This is a genomic window from Vreelandella janggokensis (assembly GCF_031451615.1).
Classification (GTDB): domain Bacteria; phylum Pseudomonadota; class Gammaproteobacteria; order Pseudomonadales; family Halomonadaceae; genus Vreelandella; species Vreelandella janggokensis.
In genome coordinates this window covers 158,554-183,134 of record NZ_JARWAJ010000007.1, presented here as the reverse complement: position 1 = coordinate 183,134, position 24,581 = coordinate 158,554, and the positions used below count along the sequence as shown (strand labels likewise).

At 59.9% G+C, this 24,581-nt stretch carries 24 protein-coding genes; 13 read left to right on the top strand and 11 right to left on the bottom strand.

Annotated features, from left to right (window positions below; all coding sequences use genetic code 11):
* The first annotated feature begins 34 nt into the window (after positions 1-34).
* The 10 genes from QC816_RS17145 to QC816_RS17100 all read left to right on the top strand — a co-directional run bounded on the left by QC816_RS17145 (position 35) and on the right by QC816_RS17100 (position 12,408).
* Entirely contained in the window at positions 35-1,786 is a 1,752-nt protein-coding gene (locus tag QC816_RS17145; RefSeq protein ID WP_309783603.1) for a chloride channel protein, read from the top strand.
* Positions 1,776-2,879: an ABC transporter substrate-binding protein gene (locus QC816_RS17140; protein ID WP_309783601.1), complete on the top strand. Its 1,104-nt coding sequence runs from the start codon at positions 1,776-1,778 to the stop codon at positions 2,877-2,879. Before QC816_RS17145 ends, QC816_RS17140 begins: the two co-directional genes overlap by 11 nt.
* A gap of 224 nt (positions 2,880-3,103) precedes the next feature.
* Complete coding sequence (locus QC816_RS17135) at positions 3,104-4,180, top strand: TauD/TfdA dioxygenase family protein (RefSeq protein ID WP_264824560.1); 1,077 nt, start codon at positions 3,104-3,106, stop codon at positions 4,178-4,180.
* 138 nt (positions 4,181-4,318) lie between these two features.
* Positions 4,319-5,353: an aminoglycoside phosphotransferase family protein gene (locus QC816_RS17130; protein WP_264824561.1), complete on the top strand. Its 1,035-nt coding sequence runs from the start codon at positions 4,319-4,321 to the stop codon at positions 5,351-5,353.
* A 46-nt stretch (positions 5,354-5,399) separates the two neighbouring features.
* A complete protein-coding gene (locus tag QC816_RS17125; RefSeq protein WP_199284609.1) occupies positions 5,400-6,608 on the top strand; it encodes an ABC transporter substrate-binding protein in 1,209 nt (402 codons plus the stop codon).
* A gap of 3 nt (positions 6,609-6,611) precedes the next feature.
* Positions 6,612-8,291 (top strand): ABC transporter permease, encoded by a 1,680-nt coding sequence (locus QC816_RS17120; protein ID WP_309783597.1) that lies wholly within the window; start codon positions 6,612-6,614, stop codon positions 8,289-8,291.
* Positions 8,288-8,920, top strand: a complete 633-nt coding sequence (locus QC816_RS17115) for an ATP-binding cassette domain-containing protein (protein WP_085918369.1) — start codon at positions 8,288-8,290, stop codon at positions 8,918-8,920. The genes QC816_RS17120 and QC816_RS17115 overlap by 4 nt, the downstream gene beginning before the upstream one ends.
* Complete coding sequence (locus QC816_RS17110) at positions 8,907-9,605, top strand: TIGR04283 family arsenosugar biosynthesis glycosyltransferase (protein ID WP_309783594.1); 699 nt, start codon at positions 8,907-8,909, stop codon at positions 9,603-9,605. Before QC816_RS17115 ends, QC816_RS17110 begins: the two co-directional genes overlap by 14 nt.
* On the top strand, positions 9,595-10,209 hold the full coding sequence (locus QC816_RS17105; protein WP_268901162.1) for a TIGR04282 family arsenosugar biosynthesis glycosyltransferase: 615 nt from the start codon (positions 9,595-9,597) through the stop codon (positions 10,207-10,209). The genes QC816_RS17110 and QC816_RS17105 overlap by 11 nt, the downstream gene beginning before the upstream one ends.
* A gap of 57 nt (positions 10,210-10,266) precedes the next feature.
* Positions 10,267-12,408 carry an FAD-dependent oxidoreductase gene (locus QC816_RS17100; protein WP_309783591.1) on the top strand — a complete coding sequence of 714 codons (2,142 nt, stop codon included), beginning with the start codon at positions 10,267-10,269 and terminating at the stop codon, positions 12,406-12,408.
* A 23-nt stretch (positions 12,409-12,431) separates the two neighbouring features.
* On the opposite strand, the gene QC816_RS17095 is transcribed toward QC816_RS17100, so the two are convergent.
* Positions 12,432-12,827 (bottom strand): transcriptional regulator, encoded by a 396-nt coding sequence (locus tag QC816_RS17095; protein WP_309783590.1) that lies wholly within the window; start codon positions 12,825-12,827, stop codon positions 12,432-12,434.
* Between the two features lie 386 nt (positions 12,828-13,213).
* Between QC816_RS17095 and QC816_RS17090 the strand changes: the two genes are divergently transcribed.
* Both QC816_RS17090 and QC816_RS17085 read left to right on the top strand, forming a co-directional pair.
* Complete coding sequence (locus QC816_RS17090; protein ID WP_309783588.1) at positions 13,214-14,392, top strand: GGDEF domain-containing protein; 1,179 nt, start codon at positions 13,214-13,216, stop codon at positions 14,390-14,392.
* Positions 14,393-14,437: 45 nt separating this feature from the next.
* Complete coding sequence (locus tag QC816_RS17085; protein WP_309783587.1) at positions 14,438-15,571, top strand: FAD-dependent oxidoreductase; 1,134 nt, start codon at positions 14,438-14,440, stop codon at positions 15,569-15,571.
* A gap of 5 nt (positions 15,572-15,576) precedes the next feature.
* Here QC816_RS17085 and QC816_RS17080 read toward each other — a convergent pair whose 3' ends face one another.
* Together QC816_RS17080 and gloA are read right to left on the bottom strand one after the other, a co-directional pair.
* A complete protein-coding gene (locus tag QC816_RS17080) occupies positions 15,577-16,038 on the bottom strand; it encodes an META domain-containing protein (RefSeq protein ID WP_309783585.1) in 462 nt (153 codons plus the stop codon).
* 23 nt (positions 16,039-16,061) lie between these two features.
* Positions 16,062-16,502, bottom strand: coding sequence for a lactoylglutathione lyase (gene gloA / locus QC816_RS17075; protein ID WP_085918362.1), 441 nt, complete (start codon positions 16,500-16,502; stop codon positions 16,062-16,064).
* A 195-nt stretch (positions 16,503-16,697) separates the two neighbouring features.
* Here gloA and QC816_RS17070 point away from each other — a divergent pair, with 195 nt between their 5' ends.
* A complete protein-coding gene (locus QC816_RS17070) occupies positions 16,698-17,786 on the top strand; it encodes a metal-dependent hydrolase (protein WP_309783583.1) in 1,089 nt (362 codons plus the stop codon).
* Here QC816_RS17070 and QC816_RS17065 read toward each other — a convergent pair.
* The 8 genes from QC816_RS17065 to rho form a co-directional block, all read right to left on the bottom strand.
* Positions 17,783-18,517, bottom strand: a complete 735-nt coding sequence (locus QC816_RS17065; protein ID WP_085918360.1) for an MliC family protein — start codon at positions 18,515-18,517, stop codon at positions 17,783-17,785. The genes QC816_RS17070 and QC816_RS17065 overlap by 4 nt on opposite strands.
* Positions 18,518-18,550: 33 nt before the next feature.
* Positions 18,551-19,051 (bottom strand): DUF3087 family protein, encoded by a 501-nt coding sequence (locus QC816_RS17060; RefSeq protein WP_085918359.1) that lies wholly within the window; start codon positions 19,049-19,051, stop codon positions 18,551-18,553.
* A gap of 83 nt (positions 19,052-19,134) precedes the next feature.
* A complete protein-coding gene (locus tag QC816_RS17055; protein WP_309783580.1) occupies positions 19,135-20,202 on the bottom strand; it encodes a 3-deoxy-7-phosphoheptulonate synthase in 1,068 nt (355 codons plus the stop codon).
* 4 nt (positions 20,203-20,206) lie between these two features.
* On the bottom strand, positions 20,207-20,380 hold the full coding sequence (locus tag QC816_RS17050; RefSeq protein WP_176243656.1) for a hypothetical protein: 174 nt from the start codon (positions 20,378-20,380) through the stop codon (positions 20,207-20,209).
* Between the two features lie 132 nt (positions 20,381-20,512).
* Positions 20,513-20,638, bottom strand: a complete 126-nt coding sequence (locus QC816_RS17045) for a hypothetical protein (protein ID WP_267905860.1) — start codon at positions 20,636-20,638, stop codon at positions 20,513-20,515.
* A 102-nt stretch (positions 20,639-20,740) separates the two neighbouring features.
* The gene (locus tag QC816_RS17040) at positions 20,741-21,481 is read right to left on the bottom strand and encodes an FAD-binding oxidoreductase (protein ID WP_309783575.1); all 741 of its coding nucleotides are present in this window, start codon (positions 21,479-21,481) and stop codon (positions 20,741-20,743) included.
* Positions 21,482-21,518: 37 nt separating this feature from the next.
* Positions 21,519-23,021, bottom strand: coding sequence for a 4-hydroxy-3-polyprenylbenzoate decarboxylase (ubiD, locus tag QC816_RS17035; protein WP_085918356.1), 1,503 nt, complete (start codon positions 23,019-23,021; stop codon positions 21,519-21,521).
* 50 nt (positions 23,022-23,071) lie between these two features.
* Positions 23,072-24,331, bottom strand: a complete 1,260-nt coding sequence (gene rho / locus QC816_RS17030; RefSeq protein ID WP_066322024.1) for a transcription termination factor Rho — start codon at positions 24,329-24,331, stop codon at positions 23,072-23,074.
* Positions 24,332-24,581: the final 250 nt, after the last annotated feature.

Sequence of the window (24,581 nt, the reverse complement as noted above, 5' to 3'; positions counted from 1 at the left end):
TGCCCGGCGACCCAATAGCGCCTATAACTGGGAGATGGACTCGCCCAGCAAAGACAGCGTTTCGGCCCGACACCCCCTGGCGGTGTTGCGTTTTCTTGGTCTGGTACTATTGGGCAGTATCGTCGGGGGCGTGGCGGCGCTGGTCGCCGTCGGTTTTGTCAATGCGGTGTTATGGCTCAACGACCTGTTGTTGATCTCCCCGCGGGGCCAGATGATGGCGGCTAACACCACGCTTGTGATCCTGGCCACCCTGCTGATACCGACCCTGGGCGGGCTGCTCGTTGGTCAACTACATCGCGGTCTTCCCGGGGGCCGTCCCCACACACCTACTGACGCCATCGCTGCTGTCCAGACCCGCCGGGGTCGCCTGCCTGCCAAGGCGGGTGCGCTATCGGGGTTAAGCAGCCTGGTGTCGTTGGGCGCCGGTGCTTCGGTGGGTCAGTACGGGCCGCTGGTCCATCTCGGCGCGACGCTCGGCTCGCTGATCACACGCTTGCTGCACCTGGGGCGCTCAGAAGACAATATCACGATCGCTTGCGGGGTGGCTGCTGCCATTGCGGCCGCCTTCAATGCGCCCCTGGCAGGCATTGTCTTCGCCCACGAAGTCGTACTTCGCCACTATGCCCTGCGCGCCTTCGCTCCCGTGGCCGCCGCCGCCATCGTCGGCTATGTGCTGGCCACCCAGTTGCTGGATCAAGGGGCGCTGTTCCATATCACCGAGCCTGGCGTACCCCAACCCTGGGAATTCGCTCTTTTCCTGGGCCTGGGTGGCCTGGGCGCCCTGGTGGCGGGCGCCTATATGCATGCCATTCTTGCCATGGGGCAGCTAGCTAAGCGGCTACCGTTACCTGCCAGCCTGCATCCCGCACTGGCCGGGGCTTTGCTCGGCTTAACCGCGCTGTGGGTACCCGATATCCTGGGCATGGGCCAGGAAACCCTGCGCTTCGCCACCTTGCCGGGGGCCTACGGCGGCGGCGAGCTGCTGATGGTCCTGCTGCTCAAGCTGGCCGCGACGGCTTTGTGTCTGGGGCTGGGCTTCGCCGGTGGCGTCTTCAGCCCAGCGCTGGTGATCGGTACTCTTTTTGGCGCCCTGGTCGGAACCCTGGTCGCCGAGCTGGGCGGCGGCCAGGAGACGTTCATCTTCTATGCCGTGTGCGGCATGGTCGCGGTCACCGCTCCGGTACTCGGCGCGCCTCTTACCACTCTGCTGATCGTCTTCGAACTTACCGGCAGCTATGCCTTGACCACCGCCGCCCTGGCCAGCGTCACGCTCGCCAATCCACTGGCCGCCCAGTTGTTCGGCCGCTCGCTCTTCGATATTCAACTGGCCCGCCGTGGCCTGGACCTCTCCGCGGGGCGCAGTCGCGCCGTGCTCCAGGAAACCCGATTGACCGAGTTGATCAGCCACGATGCCGTCACCCTGGCCCCTGCGACCCCACTGGACGCGGCTATCTCGTGCCTGAGCACAGCAGGTCATGGCGAAGCCTACCGGGTGGACGACCGAGGGCGGTACCAAGGCTGCGTGACGTTGGCGAGCCTGGAGACCCTCCGCGCAGGCAGCGAGGCGACAACCCTGGCCGACTGTCCCGAGACGCCTCGCCCCGTGCTGGATCCTCACGCATCACTTTGGGACGCAATGCATCAATTGGAGAAGGTCACCGGTGAGGCAATCGCCGTTGTCGATAACGAACGGCGCTTCCTTGGGGTGGCCTATGAGTCGAGTATTGCTCGAGCCTTCTTGCATCACAGCGACGCCCTGCGACGGGAGGAACACGGTGCTGGTTAGACGATGGATCCCAGGACTCCTGACCGGGCTGCTTGCCCTGACATCTCCCATCCGGGCGGACGTACCTGACGCCGCCAACCCGCTGACCGTTCTGAGCTGGGGCGGTGCCTACGAGCAAGCCCAGCGCCGCGCCCTCTTCACCCCTTTCACGGAGGCTCACGACGTACCGGTGGCCGTGGATAGCTATAACGGCGGCCTGACGAAACTGCGCCAGGCCGTTGCGGACAACGATGTCCCCTGGGACGTCATCGATATGACCCGCAGCGAGGCCATGGCAGCCTGCGAGGAAGGGCTGCTGGAGCCGCTACCCACCGAACTGGCGGCCCCCGCGCCGGACGGCACCCCGGCACCCCAGGATTTCTTCTCTGGTGCCCTGGGGCACTGTTTTATCAGCCATTCAATTTTTGCCACTGTCGTGGCCTATCGCCGTGATGCGTTCCCCGGAGAGCGCCCCACTCGCATCGCCGATCTCTTCGATCAACAGCGCTTCCCTGGCCCTCGGGCCTTGCAAAGCACGCCGGCGGCTAATCTGGAGTGGGCGCTGCTCTCCTACCGGGTCCCCCGGGAAGAACTTTACCGCCTGCTCAGTACCCGCCGTGGCCTGGACCTGGCCTTCGCCCGGCTGCAAGGCATCGACAATATCCACTGGTGGGAAGCCGGCGACACCCCGGTGCGCCTGCTCGAAGAGGGCAAGGTGGTCATGGCGTCAGGCTACAATGGCCGCTTCTTCGCGGCCATGGTGGAGCGCGATCTGCCTATCGAGATTCTCTGGGACGGCCAGCTCCAGGAGCACGAGACATGGGTGATCCCCCGCGGCGCCCCGAACCCCGAGACGGCCCGAGCGTTTATCCGTTTCGCCACCACCAGCGAGCGCCAAGTGGCGCTGGCCCGGCATATTCCCTATGGCCCAGCGCGACACTCTGCCGCGATGCAGGTCACTACCCACCGCGACACTGGACTGGACATGCGCCTGCATATTCCCACCCACCCCATCAACGCCCAAAGGGCAGTGACCAAGGACGAGGCTTGGTATGCGCGTACCCAGAAGCGCGTCGAAGCCCTGTTTCATGAGGCCCTGATGACACAGGATTGAAGGTGATATGCGATTGCAAAATGGGTGGTTATAACGCCCGCCCCCTTGGCGGCACCGAAAAGGGAGCGGTTGGGCTTTTCCCTACCGGTAGCACACAGATTGGACCAGGAACAAAACGCAGCATAACCTGACCAATATCATTGGACCGTTTGTTCCTGCCGCTCAGGACCCTGTCACGGACATTCGCTGAGTGAAGAAAATTCACCCATTGAGGTCACGTCATCATGCGAACACCCTCCGACAAGTTCAGCAACACGCCACCGACCATACCACCGCTCGACCCTGACCGTGTCGCGCTGTTTGAAGAAGCCGGCCTGACGGTCAAACAGCTGGAGCCGCTTGGCGTCGAAATTTACGGTGCTGACGTACGTCACCGACTCCCAGCGCCTGTCATCGAGGCGCTGGAAGTGGAAATGGCGAACCGTGGCTTCATCGTGTTTAAGCACCAGGCAGATCTCTCGGCCGATGAGTTGGTCAACGCGAGCAAATGGTGGGGCGCGGGTGAAATCCACTCCACTCATGGCGTCCACCCGGCGACGCCTGGCATGAACCGGGATATCTTCCGCTGCTCCAATGACAACCGCTACGGCATCCTGGGCGTAGGCCCACAGTGGCATAACGATGGTAGTTTCGAAGCCGCGACGTTTTCCCACTCCGCCTACTACATGGCGCGCGCCCCAGAGCAGGGCGGCGGCACGCACTTTGCCCACCAAGGGGCCGCCTTTGATGTTCTGCCCGAGGACAAGCAGGCCTTCTGGGAACGGCTGGTGTCTGTCAACTCGGCATCAGGCGTGAGTCACCCCGTCGTCCACAAACATCCTATTTCTGGGCGCAAGAGCGTATGGCTGCATCTGGGAATGACCGGCGCGGTGCTGGAGCGGCTACCGGAAGACGGTGTCGCCATTGATGAGCTGCAGCAGACACCCGCCTCCACCGAGCAACTTCGCTTGCTCAACGAAGACGAGATGAAGCAGCTTTTCAACGACTATAACGATCTGCTGAATGCGTCATTCGAAAAGGGTTACGGCATACGCTACCACTACGACACAGGCGACCTTCTGTATATTGATAACTGGGCGCTGGCCCATCGGGCAGCGCCTGAAGCGCATATGTCGGCAGAAGAGCAGGGGCTGAGAATCATGGACCGCGTGACGATTAAGGCCAGGCAGAATCTGGCGCCGCACTTCGAATTGCCCCAGTACATCAACTTATCCGGCCCGCACCCCTTCAATCGCGACGGCGTATGGAAAGCTGGTGGCGTCGGCTTTCGCTGGAAAGATGATATTCCCATGCAAAACTAGGGCTGCTGATATTCCACCCGGGCGGCATGACCGCGCCTTTCCGCCGTGCCTGCATCATTTTTAACCATAAACCGTGTAAGGTTGTCGTTAGAACAACCACTTAGTGGCAACGATGACTTGCTCAACACGGATGACGCCATGCCGACACCTTTACAGGCGCGCCTGCAGTCCCTGGAAGCAGTGCTGCAAGAGGCCAATATCAGCTATCAATCGCTATCCCCGATGGCGGATACGGGGCTTGCCCATGATCACGTGTGGCTACACCGTGAGGGGGCGGACTGGGTGGCACGGCTTCCCAAGCAAAGCCAGATGAACCTTGGCCCTGCCGACAATCTGGCTTACGAAGCCGCCTGCTACCAGCGAGCCAGCCAGGGTGGCCATGTACCCGGTTTACATGGCCTTCTGGAAGTAAGCGATCGCTTGCCGCGCGGCGGCCTGCTGGTGGATGCTATCGCAGGTCAGCTGGCCCAACTGCCGCAGGATTTACCCCGCATCGCTGAAACCCTTGCCAGCCTGCACAGACTGCCACTGCCGGACCCGCCTGCCCCACTGCTAGCGCCAGCAGACCCGTGGCGAGCCATGCGCGAGGAAGTGGCTCGCCAGTCTGAATGGCTCGAACAGGCCGACTTGAGCGCTGAAGTCGTTGCGCGCATTCGAGATGAACTGGCGGCTCTGCCGGTGGCGCTTCCCGATGCCGAACGCTGCCTGATCAGCTTTGATACCCATCCGGGCAACTTTCTGATCGATGCTCAGGGGCGCGCGGTACTGGTGGATTTAGAGAAGTGCCGCTATGGTCTGCCGGGCATCGATCTGGCCCATACCAGCCTCTACACCTCCACTACCTGGGACCTGAATAGCCAGGCGGTGCTGTCATTGGATGAGGTCGTCGGGTTTTACCGTCGCTGGCAGGCCGCCATGGGCACATCACCCAGCGCCGAAACCTTAGTTGCCTGCCGGCGAGCGACCTGGCTGTGGTCGCTTACCTGGTGCGCCAAGTGGCGTGCCCAGCACCTGCGCGCCAAGGACGCCCAGCAGCGCGGCGAAGACTGGTCGGCGGAGCTTACCGACAGCGCGGTCATTGATCACGTACGCGATCGAGTCGAACACTACCTGTCACCGCCGATCATCGATCACGTTCAGGACGAACTGCAGCGCCTGCGCGCAACACTTTAATTGACAGCGATTGAGTAATGCCCGCTCATTTTGACAGAGGTACCCCATGCTAAAACGCCGATACTCCCTGATCGCCCCCTTGCTGGCGCTGACACTTCCCGCGGTGGCGGCGCCAGCCCCCAGCGACTGGCCAGCCGTGCTGGATGAAGCTGAAGGCCAAACGGTTTACTGGAACGCCTGGGGCGGTGATTCACGCACCAACCGCTATATCGACTGGGTGGCCGAGCAAATGCAGGCGCAGTTCAATGTTGAAGTGGCTCACGTAAAACTGGATGACACCAGCAGTGCGGTGTCGCGGGTGCTGGCTGAAAAGCAGGCGGGCAACGATGACGAGGGCAGCATCGACCTGATCTGGATTAATGGCGAAAACTTTGCCGCAATGCGCGAGAACGATCTGCTGTTCGGTCCCTTTGCCGAGGCACTGCCGAATTTTGCGCTCACCAACGCCAACGACAACCCCGAAGTGGTGACCGATTTCACCCTGCCCACCGAGGGGTATGAGTCGCCCTGGGGCAAGGCGCAGATCACCTTCTATTACGACAGCGCCCTAACCGATACCCCGCCTCAGAACATGTCGGCACTGCTTGAGTGGGCCAAAGCCAACCCTGGCCAGTTCAGCTATCCACGCATCCCTGACTTCACCGGCAGCACCTTTTTGAAACAGGCACTGATCGAGCTCACAGACCAGGATGATGCCCTCTACCAGCCCGTGGAAGACGCCGATTTCGAGCGTGTGACGGCTCCGTTGTGGGCCTACCTGGATGAGCTGCACCCGCACCTGTGGCGCAGCGGACGTACTTTCCCGGACTCTGGCCCCAACCTGCGCACCCTGATGAGCGATGGCGAGTTGAGTCTGGCATTTTCCTTCTACCCCACCGATGCGGCCGTCGCGGTCATGGAGTACGAACTGCCGGAGAGCGTGCGCAGTTACGTGCTGGAAGGCGGCACTCTGGGCAACGTCCACTTTGTTGCCATTCCCTACAACTCGCCGCACAAGGCCGGCGCCATGGTACTCGCCAACTTCCTACTATCGCCGGAAGCCCAGGCGCAGAAGCAGTCGCTTTCGATGTGGGGCGACCGTAGCGTGCTGGATATCGACCGCTTGGAGGCCGATGCCCAGGCGCTGTTTGAACAGGGCGAGCGGCATCCTTCAGAACTGCCGGCCGATGCGCTGTCCAAGACGCTGCCCGAGCCGCACCCAAGCTGGATGACCGCACTGCAGGACGCTTGGCTTGAGCGTTATGGCGTGAACTAGGCGATGCTGCGCCTGGCCCCGACGCTGCTTATTGCCCTACTGGTCCTGCCCGTTGGGGCAGGCCTGTTGATGGTATTGCTGCCCGCCTTTGGCTATCTGCCTGCATTGGGCGGCAACACCGTGAGCATGGCCCCCTGGCAAAGCCTGTTCGCCCAACCCGGGCTTGGTCGTTCGATAGCGGTGAGCTTTGCCAGCGGATTGCTGAGCACCCTCATGGCACTGGTGGTGGTGGTGCTTTTTCTGGCTGCCAGCCGCGGCACCTGGCTTGATCGCGGCATCCGGCGGCTGGTTTCACCCTTGCTGGCGATCCCTCATGCGGCCGTGGCGTTTGGCCTTGCCTTCCTTATCGCGCCCTCCGGGTTATTGGCACGTTTTCTCTCTCCCGGGCTGACGGGCTGGGAGCGGCCTCCCGACTGGCTCATCGTCAACGACGCCATAGGGCTTACATTGATGGCCGGGCTGGTGCTCAAGGAAGTCCCCTTTCTACTGCTGATGTGTCTTGCCGCACTGCCTCAGCTTCAACCCGATCAGCGTGTCATGCTGTCGCGCTCACTGGGTTACGCCCCGAGTATTGCCTGGCTGAAAAGTGTCTTCCCGGCGCTCTACCCGCTGATTCGGTTGCCCGTTTACGCGGTGATTGCCTACGCCACGTCGGTGGTTGATATGGCCATGATTCTTGGCCCGACCTTACCGCCTACACTGAGCGTCTCGATTCTGAGCTGGTTCAATGACCCCGACCTGAACCGTCGTTTCATGGCGTCTGCCGGCGCCGTGCTTCAGCTTGGCGTCACCCTGGCCGCGCTGTTGACCTGGTGGCTCGGCGAGCAGTGTGTCAAGCGGGTTAGTCAAGGCTGGCTGGTCAATGGCGCAAGAAGTACGGGGTCGGTGGCGATCGCCATGGGTGGCCGACTATTGCTGGCGACCACGACACTCTTGGCCATCAGCGCGATCGGGGGGCTGGTGATCTTTTCAGTGGCCGGTTTCTGGCGTTTTCCTGATGCCTTGCCCGGCACCTTTACGCTCGATCATTGGCAACGTCTTCTCCCCAGCCTGGCAACGCCACTGTTGAATACCTTAAGCGTGGGGCTGGCGGCGACGCTGATTGCCGCTGCGCTGGTGGTGGCTGTCCTTGAGAATGAGGTGCGCCAGCGTCTTCCGGCCAGCCGCTCCCAGTGGCTGCTGTATCTACCGCTGATCATTCCCCAGGTCGCCTTTCTGTTTGGCTTGGTGGTCGCGGCGGAAAGCATTAACGTTCGCCCGCAACGAACGCTAGTGGTGGCCGCCCATTTACTTTTTGTAGCGCCTTATCTCTACCTGTCACTCTCGGAAGCCTATCGACGCCTGGACCCTCGCTGGCTGCAGGTTGCCCATTCGCTGGGGGCCTCGCCTTGGCGGGCTTTTTGGCAGGTACGCCTGCCGCTGCTGCTGGCGCCACTGCTCACCGCCTGCGCGGTCAGTTTGGCCGTGAGTATCGGCCAGTACCTACCCACACTGCTACTCGGCGGCGGGCGTGTCCCCACCATTACCACCGAAGCGGTGGCCATGGCATCCGGGGGCAACCGACGGCTGATCGCCGTCCTCGCGCTGCTCCAGGCACTACTCCCCTTTATCGGCTTTAGTCTGGCGCTGCTGATACCGCGCCTGGCCTGGGCCAAACGTCGCCAGATGCGAGGAGTTGCATGACACTGAACCCGACGCTGCACATTCAGCAGGTACAGATCACCCTGAATGGCGAAAGGCTGCTGGCCATCGATCGGACCATTGCCCCCGGCGAGGTGCTCACCGTCATGGGCCCCTCCGGCTCGGGTAAATCAACCCTGCTGGCCTACCTGGCAGGATTCATATCGCCTGCCTTCAAAGCCCAGGGGCAAATCTTTCTGGCCGACACAAGGCTGGACACCCTGCCTGCCGAAAAACGCGGACTCGGGCTGTTATTTCAGGATCCACTGCTGTTTCCTCACCTCAGCGTGGGCGGCAATCTGCACTTTGGCATTCCCCAACACACCGCCAACAAACAGCCGAAGGTGGCCCAGGCGCTTCACCAGGTGGGGCTCGCAGGCTATGAGGAGCGCGACCCGGCAACGCTTTCCGGCGGTCAGCAAGCCCGCGTGGCCTTGATGCGCCTGCTGCTCTCACAGCCACACGCGGTGCTGCTCGACGAGCCATTTTCCAAGCTGGATATGGCCCTGCGCCAGGAAATGCGCTCGTTGGTATTCCGCCAGCTACGCGACGCAGGCCTCCCCGCGCTGCTGGTCACCCACGACCACGCCGATGCCGACGCCGCGGGAGGGCCGATCATTGAACTCGGCTGACCCAACCGCTCGCCTCAGCATCGTCATCCCAGTGCTCAACGAGGAAGCCTCTTTGGCGGACCATTTAACGGCACTGTCATCGCTTGGCGAACAAGGTGTTGAAATCATCGTCGTCGATGGCGGCAGTAGCGACGCAAGCGTTCACATCGCCCGGCCGCTGGCGAATAGAGTGATAGCCAGTCAACCGGGGCGGGCGCGGCAAATGAATCTCGGCGCACAGCATGCCAGCGCCCCGGCGCTACTGTTCCTGCATGCAGATACTCAACTGCCCGGGAACGCCGTTGAGCAGATAACCCAGGCGCTTGGCCGCCATGCCTGGGGACACTTCGCCATCAACCTCTCAGGCCGCAGCCGCTGGCTGCCCGTGGTAAGCACGATGATGAATCTGCGTTCTCGGCTCACTGGCATCGCCACCGGCGACCAAGGCATTTTTGTGCGCGCGAGCACCTTCACGGCAGTCGGCGGTTTTCCCGATCAGCCGCTGATGGAAGACATTGAGCTGTCTAAACGGCTCAAACAGCTGTCGCATCCTGCCTGTCTACGCAGCAAAGTGATAAGCTCAGGCAGGCGCTGGGACCAACACGGTGCCTGGTCGACCATCCGCCTGATGTGGCGGCTGCGCTATCGCTACTGGCGCGGCGTTAGCGCCACCCAACTGGCCAGGGAGTATCGCGATGCCCGGTGAAACGCTCCACCTGCACCTGCTGGCCAAGGCGCCGCTGCCAGGGCGGGCTAAAACACGCCTGGCGCCGTTGCTCGGCCCAGAGGGTGCCGCGGATGCCCATGCACAACTGGTCCGCCACTGTGTGGCCAATGCCTGCAAAGCACTACCTGCTGACCACATCACGCTGTGGACGGCACTCGACCATACTCACCCACTGTTTGGCGAGCTTTACGAACACTTTGGCGTGACGCTCGCCCCCCAGCCGGAGGGCAATTTAGGGACACGCATCCGTCACGCACTGAACAGCGCGTCAGGCCCCGCCATGGTGATGGGCAGTGACTGCCCGAGCATCACCAGCGATCTGATCACGGCCTGTGCGCAGCAGCTCCACACGCATGACGTGGTCATGCTGCCCGCCGAGGACGGCGGCTATGGGCTGATCGGCACCCACCGCGACTATCCGGGGCTGTTTGAGTTGATTCCCTGGGGCAATGACAGGGTGCTTAGCGCGACCCGGCAACGGATTGAAGCACTCGGCCTTCACGCCAGTTACCCCGCCACCGTATGGGACGTTGACCGACCGGAAGACTGGCAGCGCTGGCAAGCTACCCGCGCGCCAGTGTAAGGAAACACGCTGCACGCCCACTGACCTCTACCCTGAAACGCTTTCCTGGAGATGACCGTGACCCGACAACGTATACTGATGGCAGCCTTACTGATCGTGGCCATCGGGGCTTTCTTTCTGACCGGTGCCCACCAGTGGTTCACCCTCGATACCCTCAAAGCCTACCAGAGCGACTTTCAGGCGGCGTTCAGTCAATCCCCCTGGCAGGTAGCGGGCATCTTTTTCGCCGTGTATGTGGTGATGACCGCGCTGTCGCTGCCCGGGGCAACGCTGCTGACACTACTGGGTGGCACGCTGTTCGGGCTCGGCTGGGGGCTATTGATCATCTCATTTGCCAGCACATTGGGCGCTACGCTGGCGTTTTTGCTGTCGCGCTTTTTATTCCGCCAGGCGATTGAAAAGCGCTTTCCGCGTCAGTTCGAATCGGTGAACCGCGGGGTCGAGCGGGACGGTGCCCTGTACCTTTTCACCCTGCGTCTGGTGCCAGTGTTCCCGTTTTTCATGATCAACCTGGTGATGGGCCTGACGCGCATCAAGACCGTGACGTTTTATTGGGTGAGCCAGGTCGCCATGCTTCCCGGCACTGCCATTTACGTCAATGCCGGCGGCCAGTTGGGGGAGCTTGAGAGCCTCGGCGGCATTATTTCACCAACGCTGCTGGCGTCCTTTGCACTCCTGGCGATTTTTCCCTGGATCGCGCGGCGCATTGTCCTGCTGGTACAGAAACGAAAAGCCTACAAAGAGTTCAATCGGCCAGCACATTTTGACTACGACATTGTCGTGATTGGCGGCGGCTCGGCCGGTCTGGTGACCAGCTATATCGCCAGCGCCGTCAACGCCAGGGTGGCATTGGTTGAAAAACACAAGATGGGTGGCGACTGCCTGAATACTGGCTGCGTACCGTCCAAGGCACTGATTCGGGCCGCCCGCGCCGCCCACGAGATTCGCACTGCACCACGCTTTGGCGTGACGTCAAGCGAACCGCAGATTGATTTCGCCAAGGTCATGGGGCATGTGCATCAGGCTATTCGCGATATCGAACCCCACGACAGCGTCGAGCGCTATACCGATCTGGGCGTTGAGGTGTATCAGGACCACGCCACTCTGACGTCGCCCTGGGAAGTTCAAATCGGTGCTCAAACCGTTACTGCCCGCCATATCGTGCTGGCCACCGGCGCCCGCCCCAAGGTGCCGCCGCTACCGGGCATTGAGCACGCGCCCGTACTCACCTCTGAAAACCTATGGTCACTGACAGAACTGCCTAAACGCCTGGTGGTACTCGGTGGCGGCGCTATCGGCTGTGAACTTAGCCAGAGCTTCGCCCGCCTGGGCAGCCAGGTCACGCTGGTAGAAGGCATGCACCAGTTGCTGGGTCGGGAGGACCAGGAGGTCGGCGAAGCCGTCGAAAACACCCTGACGGACGAAGGGGTGACGGTGATGACCGACACCAAGGCACTGGAAGTTCTCAACGACACGTCAGGCTACCAGCTTGCCGTGGAGCATCAGGGAGAGCGCTCGATACTGGCCTTTGACTATCTGCTGGTGAGTGTCGGCCGCCAAGCCAACATTGAAGGGCTGGGCCTTGAGGCACTGGGCGTCTCCACAACCCCTTCCGGTACACTGGAGCTTAACGAGCGACTGCAAACCCGACTGCCGAATATCTGGGCCTGCGGGGATCTCGCCGGGCCCTACCAGTTGACTCACGCGGCCGCTCACCAGGCCTGGCACGCAGCGGTAAACGCGCTGTTTGGCGAGTTGAAAAGCTTTGCCGTGGATTACCGCTTTATGCCCGCCGTCACCTACGTCCAGCCCGAAGTGGCGCGAGTCGGCCTCAACGAGAAGGAAGCCAGGGAGAAAAACATCGCCTTCGAGGTAACCCGCTACGCCATGGCAGACAGTGACCGGGCGATTGCCGAAGGCGCCACCCAGGGGTTTATCAAGGTGCTCACCGTGCCGGGCAGAGACAGGATTCTTGGCGCGACCATCGTGGCCGAAAATGCCGGCGAATGGCTGGGTGAGTTCACCCTCGCCATGAAACACGGCCTGGGTCTAAACAAGCTGTTGGGCACCATCCACCCTTACCCGACCCTGGGCGAAGCCGCCAAGGCGACGGCGGGCGTGTGGAAGAACGCCCACAAACCCGAACGGGTGCTCAGTTTGTTAAAGCGCTACTTCAACTGGCGACGCGGTGAGTCGTAGCGGAAGATCGCTCAAGACACCACCTATTTAGTCGGGCTATCTGTCGTTGAATAGGCTTTCGCAAACGTATCCATCACTTCTAGAACGACCTTACGTTGCTCGGAGGGCAAGCGGCGATATAACGCTAATAAGCGCCGCTCTTCGTTGCTGGAAGAAGTCTCCCAAACACCAGACGGCTCCTTGATGGACGCTTGTCCCCCAGCTCCATAGCGTAATTGGTGAGGATCAATGGCCAGCCAATGCGCCAATACCTGAAGTTTTTCCTGGCTGGGAATGGAATCGCCGCGCAGCCAGCGTCTGACCGCCTGATACGTAATCGGCTTTCCCCAATAGCGCAGGTTGAATTCACGCTCCAGAACAGAGGAGCGTACATCGTACCCGGCAGCTTGCATGGCGTTTTTCAATCGCTCGGCGAACATCTGTTTTTCATTCATGCCGCCAATGTGAAGCGATTATTCAATAATAGTTGAATAACGGTTAACCTTTTGATTGAATCGATACTTCAATTCCAGCCCATCGTTTCACCCATACCAAGGCACGACCTGGCGGTTAGGGGGGCACCGTGCTTTAGGAGTCATTCCGTATGAGTGGCGTACCTTCTACACCAGCCAATAAACCAGGCAGTACATTCGATGATCTGTGTCTCGCATTAGACCTCATCAGCTCATCGAAAACGCCTCAGGAGCTTTTTGAAAGGCTTACTAAAACGCTCCATGAGTTGGCGGACCACCAACCCATCGCGCTTTACCGACGATTAGATTCAGGAGAGCTTCGCCTGACCTATTGTTACCCCGCAGTCAGTACCATGGCGTCTCACGGGCAACTGCTTACCTTTCGCTCACAGGATGAATTACGGACGTCCCACTATCACCATTATGAATTAAAAGGCGAGCATGACGTCTGGGGTTACATAGGACTCCCGACTGCCCCACCGGAAGACGCCTTGCAGTGGGTAACCGTCCTTATCGATATCGCCGCTCAGCGGCTGAACCTGCTGAAGGCAAAACACATGGCCGAGCGTCAGCTTGGGCTCAAAGCTCGCCGCCGTCTACTGTCTCGTGACATAAAACGGCTAACGAGCCTTGCCGATTTTTTACAGCGTCATGGTCACGGCTGGTGTGACATCTTTCAAGCAAACGGTATCGCCTTGACCCACAAGGGCGAGCTTTATTATTTCGGGGAATGCCCAGATCGCCAGCAGATTTTTCAGCAACTGGGGGACCTGGATACGACAACCGATCAGGACAGCACGATCGAATTAGACGGTGATTGCCAGGGAGGGCTTGCCGCCCCTTTAAACCTGACCAGTAACCACCTGGGTTGGTTGTTGATTTTCCGACAACACGCCATGGTGACGCCCGGTGACGTCACCTCTATCGCCCAGCTCACTTTCTGGTTGCCGATTGAAGCGTCCATGGTGCTGGAGCTCGCCGATGACCTGGCCGTTGCGATTACGGCCCTGGACGTCGTAAACGTTAACCGCCAGTTGCGCAAAACCAATCAGCGACTGGAAAGCCTTGCTCACACCGACCTGCTCACTCGATGCTGGAATCGCTACTATACCGAGTTCGTTATTGACGAATTGTGCGCTTCCAACGCGACCTGTGCGGTGTTGATGTTTGATATTGATGACTTCAAACGTATCAACGATACCTATGGCCACCCCACGGGAGACGACATACTTCGAGAAATCGCACGTTTAGCGACTCAAACGTTGCGCAGCAACGACCACCTGGGCCGATGGGGCGGAGAAGAGTTTATCGTGATCATTGCTGACGTGACACTGAACGAAGGGGTTTGCATCGCCAAACGACTCCGCCGTCATATCGAACAACACTCGTTTGCGATTCCGGATTCCGTGACCATCAGTGCAGGGCTTACGACCATTCGAACAGATGAGAGCCCCCGTCAATTGTTAGAGCGAGTGGATAAGGGCATGTATCTTGCTAAAACAGCGGGTAAAAATCAGGTTATGATCTGTTAAGACAACATATCGTTTCAATACACTCGCGTTTTGAGGGCCATTGGCATGCAGCATCTTTTACTGATCGGTGCGGGGCATGCCCACGCCTTTGTGCTGGAAGCCTTTGCCAAACAGCCAGAAGCCGAGCTCGCCATCACCGTGGTCAGCGACAGTCCGCTGGCGGCCTATTCCGGTAGCGTACCGGCCTGGCTGGCTGGCGAATGTACACTGCGCGAGACACAGATTGACGTGGCAGCACTTTGCCAGCGGGCCGGGGCACGTTTTATCGACTCTCCGGCGGTGACGTTGGACACGTCGGCACGTCAGGTCACCCTGGCCAACGGCGATGTACTGCACTTTGACGTGGCCTCGCTCAATGTGGGGTCGACGCTGACACTCCCCGAGCAGCATGGCCAACACCTACCCCAGCTGCTGGCCATGCGCCCGCTCAGCTCACTCCATTACCGCTGGCAGGCATTGCGCGATGATGTCGAACAGCTGCCCCCCGGCGCAAGCCAGCGGGTGGTAGGCGTAGGCGGCGGCGCGGCGGGCTGCGAAACCTTGATGAGCGTGATGGAACAACTCCGCCATCAGCGCCCGGACGTTAGCTGGCAGGGTCATCTGCTCAGCGCGTCGCCAAAGCTGCTCCCCGAGGCTGGGCGCTTGCCACGCTGGCTGATGCAACGGGCGTTAGCCAAGACAGGCATTCGGATTCACTCCCGCGTACGCGGCGAAGCGCTGGTGGACGGCGGCGTAGTGACTCACGAAGGCAAACACATCGAGGCGGATATCGTGCTCTGGGCCACCGGGGCTGTCGGCCACCGCTGGCTTTCTGATACCCGACTGCCGCTGGATACGCAGGGGTTTATTCAGGTGGAAAAGACCCTGGCAGTGGTCGGCCACCCGACCATCTTGGCGGCCGGCGACTGCACCGCCTTTGATCCGCCGTTACCCAACGCGGGCGTTTATGCAGTACGTATGGGATCACGCCTGGCAGGTAACCTGCGTGCGGCATGCCGCGGAGAAACCTTGTCAGCCTGGCAGCCACCCAAACGTGTGCTGGCGCTGATCGGCACCGGTGGTGGCCGGGCCATTGCCAGCCGGGGCGCCATGGGCGTTTCCGGGAGGTGGGTATGGCACTGGAAGAAGCGGATTGATGCGCGCTTTATCGGCCGCTTCAACCCGCCTTTTGAGGACTGATTAAATCAGTTCGATTGGCGCCAGCCGCCCAGCACGCGACTGTCCGGACCGAAAAATACCAGCCGGTCATGGTCGATCAGGTAACGATAAGCGGTCTCCAGCATATCGGTCACCTTCTCTGCATCGCCCATTTGCGGACAGGCCATACGGGTAGTGGCCAGCTCGCTGAACTCGATACGCTGGTTGCCACCCAGTGTGGCTTCACCGGTAAAACGATTGCAGCCATCGTGGCCACGCACGCTACCGTCACGGCTAATTTCAAAGAACGGGGTGTCAGGCATCGACAACCGCTCGTTGGTGCCAACCAGTAGCAGGTTCCAGCGCTGCTCGATGACCGGTCCGGAAAGTGAGTCTCCGCCTGGTTCCGGGTCTGGCGCGGAACTTGGCCCCGGCGCGCTGCTACAGGCACTCAGCAATAGCGCTGCCGAAGCAAGCCATGGCAGTAACCGCCAGTTTTTGATGGTCATGATGATCTGTCCTTATCGCTCAATTACCAGCTGCCGGTATTTTCCATGGAGGCCCAAGGCTCTTGCGGTGCCAGCGCATCGCCTTTTTGCAACAGCTCAACCGAGATACCGTCCGGCGACTTGACGAACGCCATGTGGCCATCGCGGGGCGGGCGATTGATGGTCACCCCATTGTCCTGGAGCTTCTGACAAAGCGCATAGATATCGTCCACACGGTAGGCCAGGTGACCAAAGTTGCGGCCGCCGGTATATTCTTCGGGGTCCCAGTTGTAAGTCAGTTCAATTTCCGGCGCGGTGAGGCGTGAAGAGCGTGCTTCATCCTCCGGCGCGGCAAGAAACACCAGCGTAAAACGGCCCTTATCGTTTTCTTTACGACGGACTTCCTTGAGTCCCAGCAGCTCACAGTAGAAGTGCAGCGATGCGTCAAGATCACTGACGCGTACCATTGTGTGCAGGTATTGCATGCCATCTCTCCTTGTTGCGTCGTGTGACGAAATTAATGCAAACGCACCCAGCTTAGCATTCCAACCGCATTTTTGCGGCTGCCAATGTGCGCTAGGCATAATCCACGAATCAGCGCCATGAATTATACAATATCTATACAGATATTGCTTTTAACAGTACGCTTGTAACACCAACATGATAACGGAGAAACACCCTTGGATTCAGTCACACAGGCAGCGCTGGGTGCAACCGTTGGGGGCGCCGTTTTAGGGCGTCGGCTAGGCTGCAAAGCGGTTATCCTCGGCGCTCTGCTAGGCACCCTGCCCGACCTCGATGTGATGATCGACTACGGCGATGCAGTCGCCAACGTCACCGAGCACCGCGGCTTCAGTCATTCGCTTTTTGTGCTCACTGGACTTGCCGGTTTACTGGCACTCGTCAGTGCTCGCGTTGCGCCCGCTAGCGATATACCGCTTGCTCGATGGAGCGCTTTCTTCGGTCTGGTCCTGATCACTCACCCGCTTCTGGATGCCTTGACCACCTATGGTACGCAGCTTTTTTGGCCACTTGAGTCCCCACCGGTGGCCTGGCCGATTGTCTTCATTATTGACCCCTTTTACTCGCTCACTCTGCTCGCCTGCCTTGTCATCGCCCTGCTTACCCGCCGGGTACGGCACTGGTGCGCCTGGGGACTGGGAATATCCTGCGTTTACCTGTTACTGGCTTTCAGCGCAAAGCTGACCGTTGAGCATCGGCTTGCCCCCGTACTCGCTGAGCAGGGGCTTGAGGACGCGCCGATCCTGGTACAGCCGACACCGTTCAATATTCTGTTGTGGCGTGCCACTGTGGTTGACGGTGATCGCTACCATGAAAGTCTGGTGAGCGTTTTTGATCGCGCCGCGCCCCCGACACTTGAACCGCTGCGCCGGGGCGCGACGCTGGAAAGCGTTGCGCTTGATAGCCGGGCGGGTCAGCGCCTGGCGTGGTTTGCCGGACCGTTTTTACGCTACGAGATGCGCTCCATCGATGGTCAGCTCACCCTGCTGGCCACCGATCTTCGGTTGGGTTTTCCCGGGTATCATCCGTTCAACTTCAGCCTCGCCACCCGCCAGAACAATGCCTGGCAGCCGGTCGCCATCAGCGTGGAAATTGCCAGCGAGCGAGACCTAGACGCCACAACGCTGTCACGCCTGGCAGCTCGCGCAGCGGGCAATCGCGATGCGCTCTGCGCCACTACCTTTGTCATGCCCAAATGGCAGCCCGAGCCTCTTGCACTGCCTTGCGCGTCATCCAACAACCCTTAGGCTGACGGTGCGATCCCCTGACCACACCCACTGTACTGCTCACCATCCATGGTGAGCGTTACCCGCGCCGGGAAAGGATGACCGCTCATGCCGTCGAAGCAGGCACCGGCTTCAATACGCACCCGGAAAAAATCGTCGGCATTGGCATTCTCAAGCACTACACGCCCAGCGTCGTTATCCATCACGCTGACCATGTAGGGCAGCGTTTCAACGTTCTCGCCGTAGTCGGTCGATAGTGTAAGTTTGGGCGCGTCATGGGCAAGTTCTACCGTCCAGCCGGGCTCGTTGCCCTGACCACGGAACATGACACCGGGATGGTCCCTACGGGTCGAAGCCTCCCGTCGGGCGGCCAGGTCACACTTGAGTTGACCGCGCGGCGTTTCTACCAGCGCCTGTTCACCGCGGTTCCAGAAGCTGATCTCGCCATCCTGGTAGCGGGCGCCACTGGCGACAACCGCTTGCGGCAAGCGCCAGGCCCCGTGCAAGGACCAGAGCCGTAGCACGTCACCATCGACCGCCGTGATTAAATGCTGATTCGCCGGGCGACAGTGCCAGGCGTCGAACTGTTCGGCCTGACCGGAAAACAGGGCTGACGGGAACAAGGGGGCTTTGGCATCCCCGCCAGCATTGTCTTTCGTCCTTTCGGCGCTCGTAGGCGACTCCATGGCAGCACAACCGCTGATCGCTACAAAAGCACAACCTAATACAAAAAACCGTGACGGTGTCATCATGACGGTACACTCCTGACGTAACGGATAGATAAATTAGCCGCGTTTAAAGGCATGTAAATCCTGAGGATCAAACTGCTCGACCTGGAGTGGCAAGGCAAGTGCCTCGCGCCGCTCGTTAACTCGCTGGCGTTCGTCGTCATCACTGGGCGCACGACCATTGAACTCGGCCAGTTGCGCCAACCCTTGATGATAAAACGCCAGAATATCCAGCGCCGTGCGGTTATCTTCCTGCATCGCCTGACGTAGTGCCGGCAGATGGCTGTTGATCCGCGACAGGTGCTGCTTGAGCTGCCATACATAGCCTACTTCCTGCATCCACGGCCGGTCGCGCAGCGCTGCAAACATGGCACTGGTGGCCAGCAGCCCCAGTATGCCGCCTAATACGTTCAGCCCTAAACTCTGACCAAAGGTGGCGGTCAGCAGCATGGCAAACAGCAGGCCAAAAATCAGCAGTTGCCCGACCATGATGAAAGTGATCATACGCGCCTTGCGGCGATAGGTATGGGAATCGTAGGGCTCTAGGGTAAACACCATGGCCAACCTCACAAACGGGAAAAGAGTGACATCCACCCATGATACGGGGCTGGCCAGGGCAAACAAGTCATTGTGTTAGGGACCTATGCCAACCGCTCCGCGGCGGTTTTCAGCAGGTGCTCGGTGGTTTCCCAGCCCACACAGGCATCGGTAACCGATACGCCGTAACGCATGGCACCAGGCTTTAACGGCTGCTTGCCTTCAAACAGATGGCTTTCCAGCATGAGCGCGACCAGATTGGCCTCACCCGCTTGGCGCTGGGCGAGCACATCAAGCATGACTTCGCTTTGGCGACGGTGGTCCTTACGCGCATTGGCGTGGCTGCAGTCAACCATCAAACGCGGGTTCTGCCCGGCTTCACGCAGTGTGTTAACCGCCTTACGTACATGGTGGGCCTGGTAATTGGGTTCGCCATGGCCGCCACGCAGCACCACATGGGTATGCGGGTTGCCTGCCGTTTGCTGCATGACCGGACGGCCCTCGTCATCCAGGGCAAACCGCTGATGCGAATGCGCTGCCGCCTGCATGGCGTCGATCGCTACCTGGACATCACCACTCGTGGCGTTCTTGAAGCCGACTGCCGCTGTCAGGTCACTGGCAAGCTCACGGTGCAGCTGCGATTCCGTGGTACGCGCGCCGATGGCAACCCAACTGAGGACATCCTGTAGATAAGGTGCCAGCATGGGCTGGAGCAGTTCCGTCGCGACGGGTAAGCCTCGCCTTGCCACTCCCTGCATCAGCTCACGGGAAAGCGCTAGCCCCTGTGCCATATCGCCTCGGCCATCCAGATGCGGGTCGTACGCCAGCCCTTTCCAGCCGACGGTAGTACGCGGTTTTTCGACGTACACCCGCATTACCGGCAGGAGGTAGTCGCTTACCTCGTCACTCAAGGCGGCCAGGCGGTCAGCGTACTCGAGCGCGGCAGCGGGGTCATGCACCGAGCAGGGGCCGACAACCACCAGCAGACGGTCGTCCTGACCGGTAAGAATACGCTGCACAGCGCGGCGCTGGTCGGCAATTTGTTCGTCAAGGGCGCCATCGAGTGGCAGGTCGCGACGTAATTCGAGAGGCGTCGGCAGCATCGCGGCGGACTCGCTTATGGCAGTAGAGGTAGCAGCAGTATTGAGCATCGAGCTTGCAGTGGCATTCATTGGGTTAACTCTCCGTAGGGGTCTGACATCGACCATGACATCGTGTATCCAGCGCGCCACCTGCCAGGGCACAGTCGGAGGTGGCAGCTGTCACCGACCGCGCGTCGCTAAATCGCCAGCCATAGCGGTAGCCGGGATAGCGGTTCACCATGGTGTGGACAAAATCGCGATAGGTCATGGGTCAGCTCCTTAATGAAATACCTGTGAACAAGAAAGAACGCTCGAAACGCAAGAAGCCCCGGTGGGGTTACCAGCCGGGGCTTCTTTGCAGTCGGCAGGCAACCCTTGGGGTGTGCCTGCAGGCGCGACGTTAGGCGTCGGCCATCGGCACACCGTCGCTAAACCAATAGCCATAACCAAGGACGCCTTGCACGCAGCTTCCACCCGCCATTCCTGGCAGGCGATCAGTCGTTAATGTAGCGCGTGATGATGACATAAAGCGTCCCGATGAAAATATTGGCCGGATGCGGGCCGAATGTTGCAATCTATGAACTTATCTTGCCTGCATGCGCCGCGAATAGCAACTCGTCGCCAAGGGCTATTGGTTGCGCGGTGCGTAGGAGAACACGTCTGAGAACACCCGGTCCTCAGCGAGTCCCTTGCGCTCCAGCACGTCCATGCAGGCATAAACCATACCGGGCGAGCCGGAAATATAGACGTCCCATTCGCTGGGCGTCATGGATGCCTGTTCTAGCGCCAGGTCTATACGCCCCTGATGGTGGCTAATGCGCTCGCCGGCGGCCATCGGTTCCGTCAGCGGAAACTCGGTGACGGCCTGAAAGTCGACATTGGGATAACGCTGTGCCCAGTCGCAGGCCAGCACCTCGGCGTACAGATCGCGATGCTCACGCACCGCCCACCACAGCGAGATCCGGCGCTCAGGCTGGGTTTTCAGCGATGCTTCAATGATTGCCTTCATTTGCGCGAAGCCGGTACCTGCCGCAATCAACCATAGCGGGCGTGTGCTTTGGGCATCCAGAACGCAATCCCCACCGGGGAGCCGCACGGTCAGTTGATTGGCGACCTGCAAAAGCTCCCGCAGACGCGCCGAGTTTTCTCGCTCAGGCCAGTGCTGAATGTGCAACTCCAGGATACCGTCGCCACGCTCGGCGCTGGCGATCGAAAAGGGTACCCAGGTCGACTCATCGAGCTTGAGCTCTAAATATTGTCCTGGCGCGTGCTGCATGGCCTCGGCGCGCCCTTCAAGGGTGACACCGAATACGTCGGGATTGAGGTCCTCGACGGCCGTGACCTGGCAAGTCAACATCCTTGCACTCATGAAAGCCTCTTTGGTTAAAAATCAGTCGGGATACTGGCTAAGCGCCGCTGCCTTTGCGCGGTGACGGCAAGGGAATATCGATACCCAGGCTTTCCCAACGCGCATCGACCCGGGCCTTGATATCTTCATCCATCACGATGGGCGTGCCCCACTCACGATCGGTTTCCCCCGGCCACTTGTTGGTGGCGTCCAGGCCCATTTTCGACCCCAGCCCCGACACGGGAGACGCAAAATCGAGATAATCGATCGGGGTGTTTTCCACCATGACGGTATCACGGGCCGGATCCATACGCGTGGTGATGGCCCACATGACATCTTCCCAATTACGCGCGTCCACATCATCATCCAGCACGATAACAAACTTGGTGTACATGAACTGGCGTAAAAAACTCCATACCCCCATCATCACGCGCTTGGCGTGGCCGGGGTACTGTTTCTTCATGGTGACCACCGCCATGCGATAGGAACAGCCTTCAGGGGGCAGGTAGAAGTCGATAATTTCAGGGAATTGCTTGTGCAGAATGGGCACAAACACTTCGTTGAGCGCCACGCCCAGGATGGCGGGCTCGTCCGGTGGCCTGCCGGTGTAGGTCGAATGATAGATTGCGTCACGGCGCATGGTCATGCGCGTCACGGTAAACACCGGGAAGTGGTCGACCTCGTTATAATACCCGGTGTGATCCCCGTAGGGGCCTTCGGGCGCCATATCGTCGGGATAGATGAAGCCTTCGAGGATAATTTCCGCCGAGGCAGGCACGTCCAGTTCGGCGTGACCACATTTCACCAGCTCGGTACGCGAACCACGCAACAACCCGGCAAAGGCATACTCGGACAGTGTATCGGGTACCGGGGTCACTGCGCCCAGGATGGTCGCCGGGTCGGCGCCGAGGGCGACCGCCACAGGGAACGGCTCGCCCGGGTGCGCCTTTTGAAATTCCTGAAAATCCAGCGCTCCGCCGCGATGGGATAGCCAGCGCATGATCAGGCGATTTTTGGCGATCTTCTGCTGGCGGTAGATCCCCAGGTTCTGGCGCTTTTTATGCGGCCCCTGGGTGATCACCAACGGCCAGGTCACCAGCGGCGCTGCGTCGCCAGGCCAGCAGTGCTGGATGGGCAGACGACCCAGGTCGACCTCATCTCCCTCGAACACAATCTCCTGCACCGGCGCGCGCTTGACCTGCTTGGGGCCCATGCTGAGCACCTGCTTGAAGATGGGCAGCTTGCTCCAGGCGTCTTTAAGTCCCTTGGGTGGGTCGGGCTCTTTCAAAAAGGCCAGCAGCTTGCCAACTTCGCGCAGCGCCTCGACCGACTCCTGCCCCATGCCCAGCGCTACCCGTTTGGGCGTGCCGAACAAGTTGCCCAGCAGCGGCATGTCGTGACCCTTGACGTTTTCGAACAGCAGCGCCGGGCCACCGGCACGCAGCGTGCGGTCGCAGATTTCGGTAATTTCCAGATAGGGATCAACTTCAGCGGTAATTCGCTTCAGTTCGCCTTGGGCCTCAAGAGCCGTGATGAACTCGCGCAAATCATGGTACTTCAATGCACACTCCCTGGCTGGCCATCATGCCGCTAGGCCTGTTTGAGGAAACCTTAGCGGCGCTTCATCGCGTCAAAAAACTCCAGATTGGTCTTGGTATCTTTCAAGCGGTCAATCAGGAACTCGGTGGCAGCGGTGTCCTCCATAGGATTCAACAGCTTGCGCAATATCCACATGCGCTGCATCTCTTCTTCGGAGGCCAGCAGGTCTTCACGACGCGTGCCGCTGCGACGGATATTGATCGCCGGGAAGACGCGTTTTTCAGCCAGTTTACGGTCCAGGTGCGCTTCCATGTTACCGGTGCCCTTGAACTCCTCGAAAATGACTTCGTCCATTTTCGAACCGGTATCTACCAGGGCCGTGGCAATAATCGTCAGGCTGCCGCCCTCTTCGATATTACGCGCCGCACCGAAGAAGCGTTTGGGCTTCTCGAGCGCGTGAGCATCCACACCGCCGGTCAGCACTTTACCCGAGCTTGGCACCACGGTGTTGTAAGCACGCGCCAGGCGGGTGATGGAATCAAGCAGAATCACCACGTCCTTTTTGTGCTCGACCAGCCGCTTGGCTTTCTCGATGACCATCTCGGCCACCTGCACATGTCGGGCGGGCGGCTCATCGAAGGTTGAGGCGACCACTTCGCCACGCACGGTGCGCGACATCTCGGTCACTTCCTCGGGGCGCTCATCGATCAACAGGACGATCAAATGACATTCGGGGTTATTGCGCGTGATCGAGGTGGCGATGTTCTGCAACATCAGTGTCTTACCCGCTTTGGGCGGTGACACCAGCAGGCCACGCTGACCTTTGCCGATCGGCGCTGTCAGGTCGATGATCCGCGAGGTCAGATCCTCGGTGGAACCATTACCGATTTCCATGCGCAGGCGATCGTCCGGAAACAGCGGCGTCAGGTTCTCGAAGAGAATCTTGTGCTTGGCGTTTTCCGGGCGGTCAAAGTTGATCTGGCTGACCTTGAGCAGCGCAAAATAACGCTCGCCCTCTTTGGGCGGCCGGATCTTGCCCGAGATGGAGTCGCCTTTACGCAGATTAAAGCGACGGATTTGCGAGGGCGAGACATAGATATCGTCCGGCCCGGCGAGATAAGAGCTGTCGGCGCTGCGCAAAAAGCCAAAGCCATCCTGAAGAATTTCCAGCACCCCATCGCCGTAGATATCCTCGCCGCTTTTGGCGTGCTTCTTGAGGATGGCGAAGATGATGTCCTGCTTGCGCGAACGGGCCAAGTTATCGATACCCATTTCACGGGCGATATCGAGCAGCTCGGGAACGGTTTTTTGCTTGAGTTCAGTGAGATTCATCGGTGTGATTAGAAAGTTGCTCATGAAAGCTGGGCGCTAAGCGCCTAAATAGGACAGGAGGCGTAGCTCTTGATTATATGGCTAGGCGCCGTGTGATGCGTTCAGACCCCGAAGAAGGCACTCACTCGAATAAAGGGGCTAGACTGAGACTTGTTAACCACATGATCAATGGTGGCTCAGTTCGAGGGTGCTAGTGCTGATAAGTCTGGTCAGCACAGGAACGGCTGGGCCAGCGGGCTATCTGACGACT

Coding starts and splice junctions, on each gene's coding strand:
- QC816_RS17040 (WP_309783575.1), bottom strand. CDS start 21,481: ATGAGTGCAAGGATGTTGACTTGCCAGGTCACGGCCGTCGAGGACCTC.
- QC816_RS17130 (WP_264824561.1), top strand. CDS start 4,319: ATGCCGACACCTTTACAGGCGCGCCTGCAGTCCCTGGAAGCAGTGCTG.
- QC816_RS17105 (WP_268901162.1), top strand. CDS start 9,595: ATGCCCGGTGAAACGCTCCACCTGCACCTGCTGGCCAAGGCGCCGCTG.
- gloA (WP_085918362.1), bottom strand. CDS start 16,502: ATGCAATACCTGCACACAATGGTACGCGTCAGTGATCTTGACGCATCG.
- QC816_RS17085 (WP_309783587.1), top strand. CDS start 14,438: ATGCAGCATCTTTTACTGATCGGTGCGGGGCATGCCCACGCCTTTGTG.
- QC816_RS17055 (WP_309783580.1), bottom strand. CDS start 20,202: ATGAATGCCACTGCAAGCTCGATGCTCAATACTGCTGCTACCTCTACT.
- QC816_RS17060 (WP_085918359.1), bottom strand. CDS start 19,051: ATGGTGTTTACCCTAGAGCCCTACGATTCCCATACCTATCGCCGCAAG.
- QC816_RS17045 (WP_267905860.1), bottom strand. CDS start 20,638: ATGTCATCATCACGCGCTACATTAACGACTGATCGCCTGCCAGGAATG.
- QC816_RS17050 (WP_176243656.1), bottom strand. CDS start 20,380: ATGACCTATCGCGATTTTGTCCACACCATGGTGAACCGCTATCCCGGC.
- QC816_RS17090 (WP_309783588.1), top strand. CDS start 13,214: ATGGCGTCTCACGGGCAACTGCTTACCTTTCGCTCACAGGATGAATTA.
- QC816_RS17145 (WP_309783603.1), top strand. CDS start 35: ATGGACTCGCCCAGCAAAGACAGCGTTTCGGCCCGACACCCCCTGGCG.
- QC816_RS17065 (WP_085918360.1), bottom strand. CDS start 18,517: ATGATGACACCGTCACGGTTTTTTGTATTAGGTTGTGCTTTTGTAGCG.
- QC816_RS17115 (WP_085918369.1), top strand. CDS start 8,288: ATGACACTGAACCCGACGCTGCACATTCAGCAGGTACAGATCACCCTG.
- QC816_RS17135 (WP_264824560.1), top strand. CDS start 3,104: ATGCGAACACCCTCCGACAAGTTCAGCAACACGCCACCGACCATACCA.
- QC816_RS17095 (WP_309783590.1), bottom strand. CDS start 12,827: ATGTTCGCCGAGCGATTGAAAAACGCCATGCAAGCTGCCGGGTACGAT.
- QC816_RS17125 (WP_199284609.1), top strand. CDS start 5,400: ATGCTAAAACGCCGATACTCCCTGATCGCCCCCTTGCTGGCGCTGACA.
- QC816_RS17080 (WP_309783585.1), bottom strand. CDS start 16,038: ATGACCATCAAAAACTGGCGGTTACTGCCATGGCTTGCTTCGGCAGCG.
- rho (WP_066322024.1), bottom strand. CDS start 24,331: ATGAATCTCACTGAACTCAAGCAAAAAACCGTTCCCGAGCTGCTCGAT.
- QC816_RS17120 (WP_309783597.1), top strand. CDS start 6,612: ATGCTGCGCCTGGCCCCGACGCTGCTTATTGCCCTACTGGTCCTGCCC.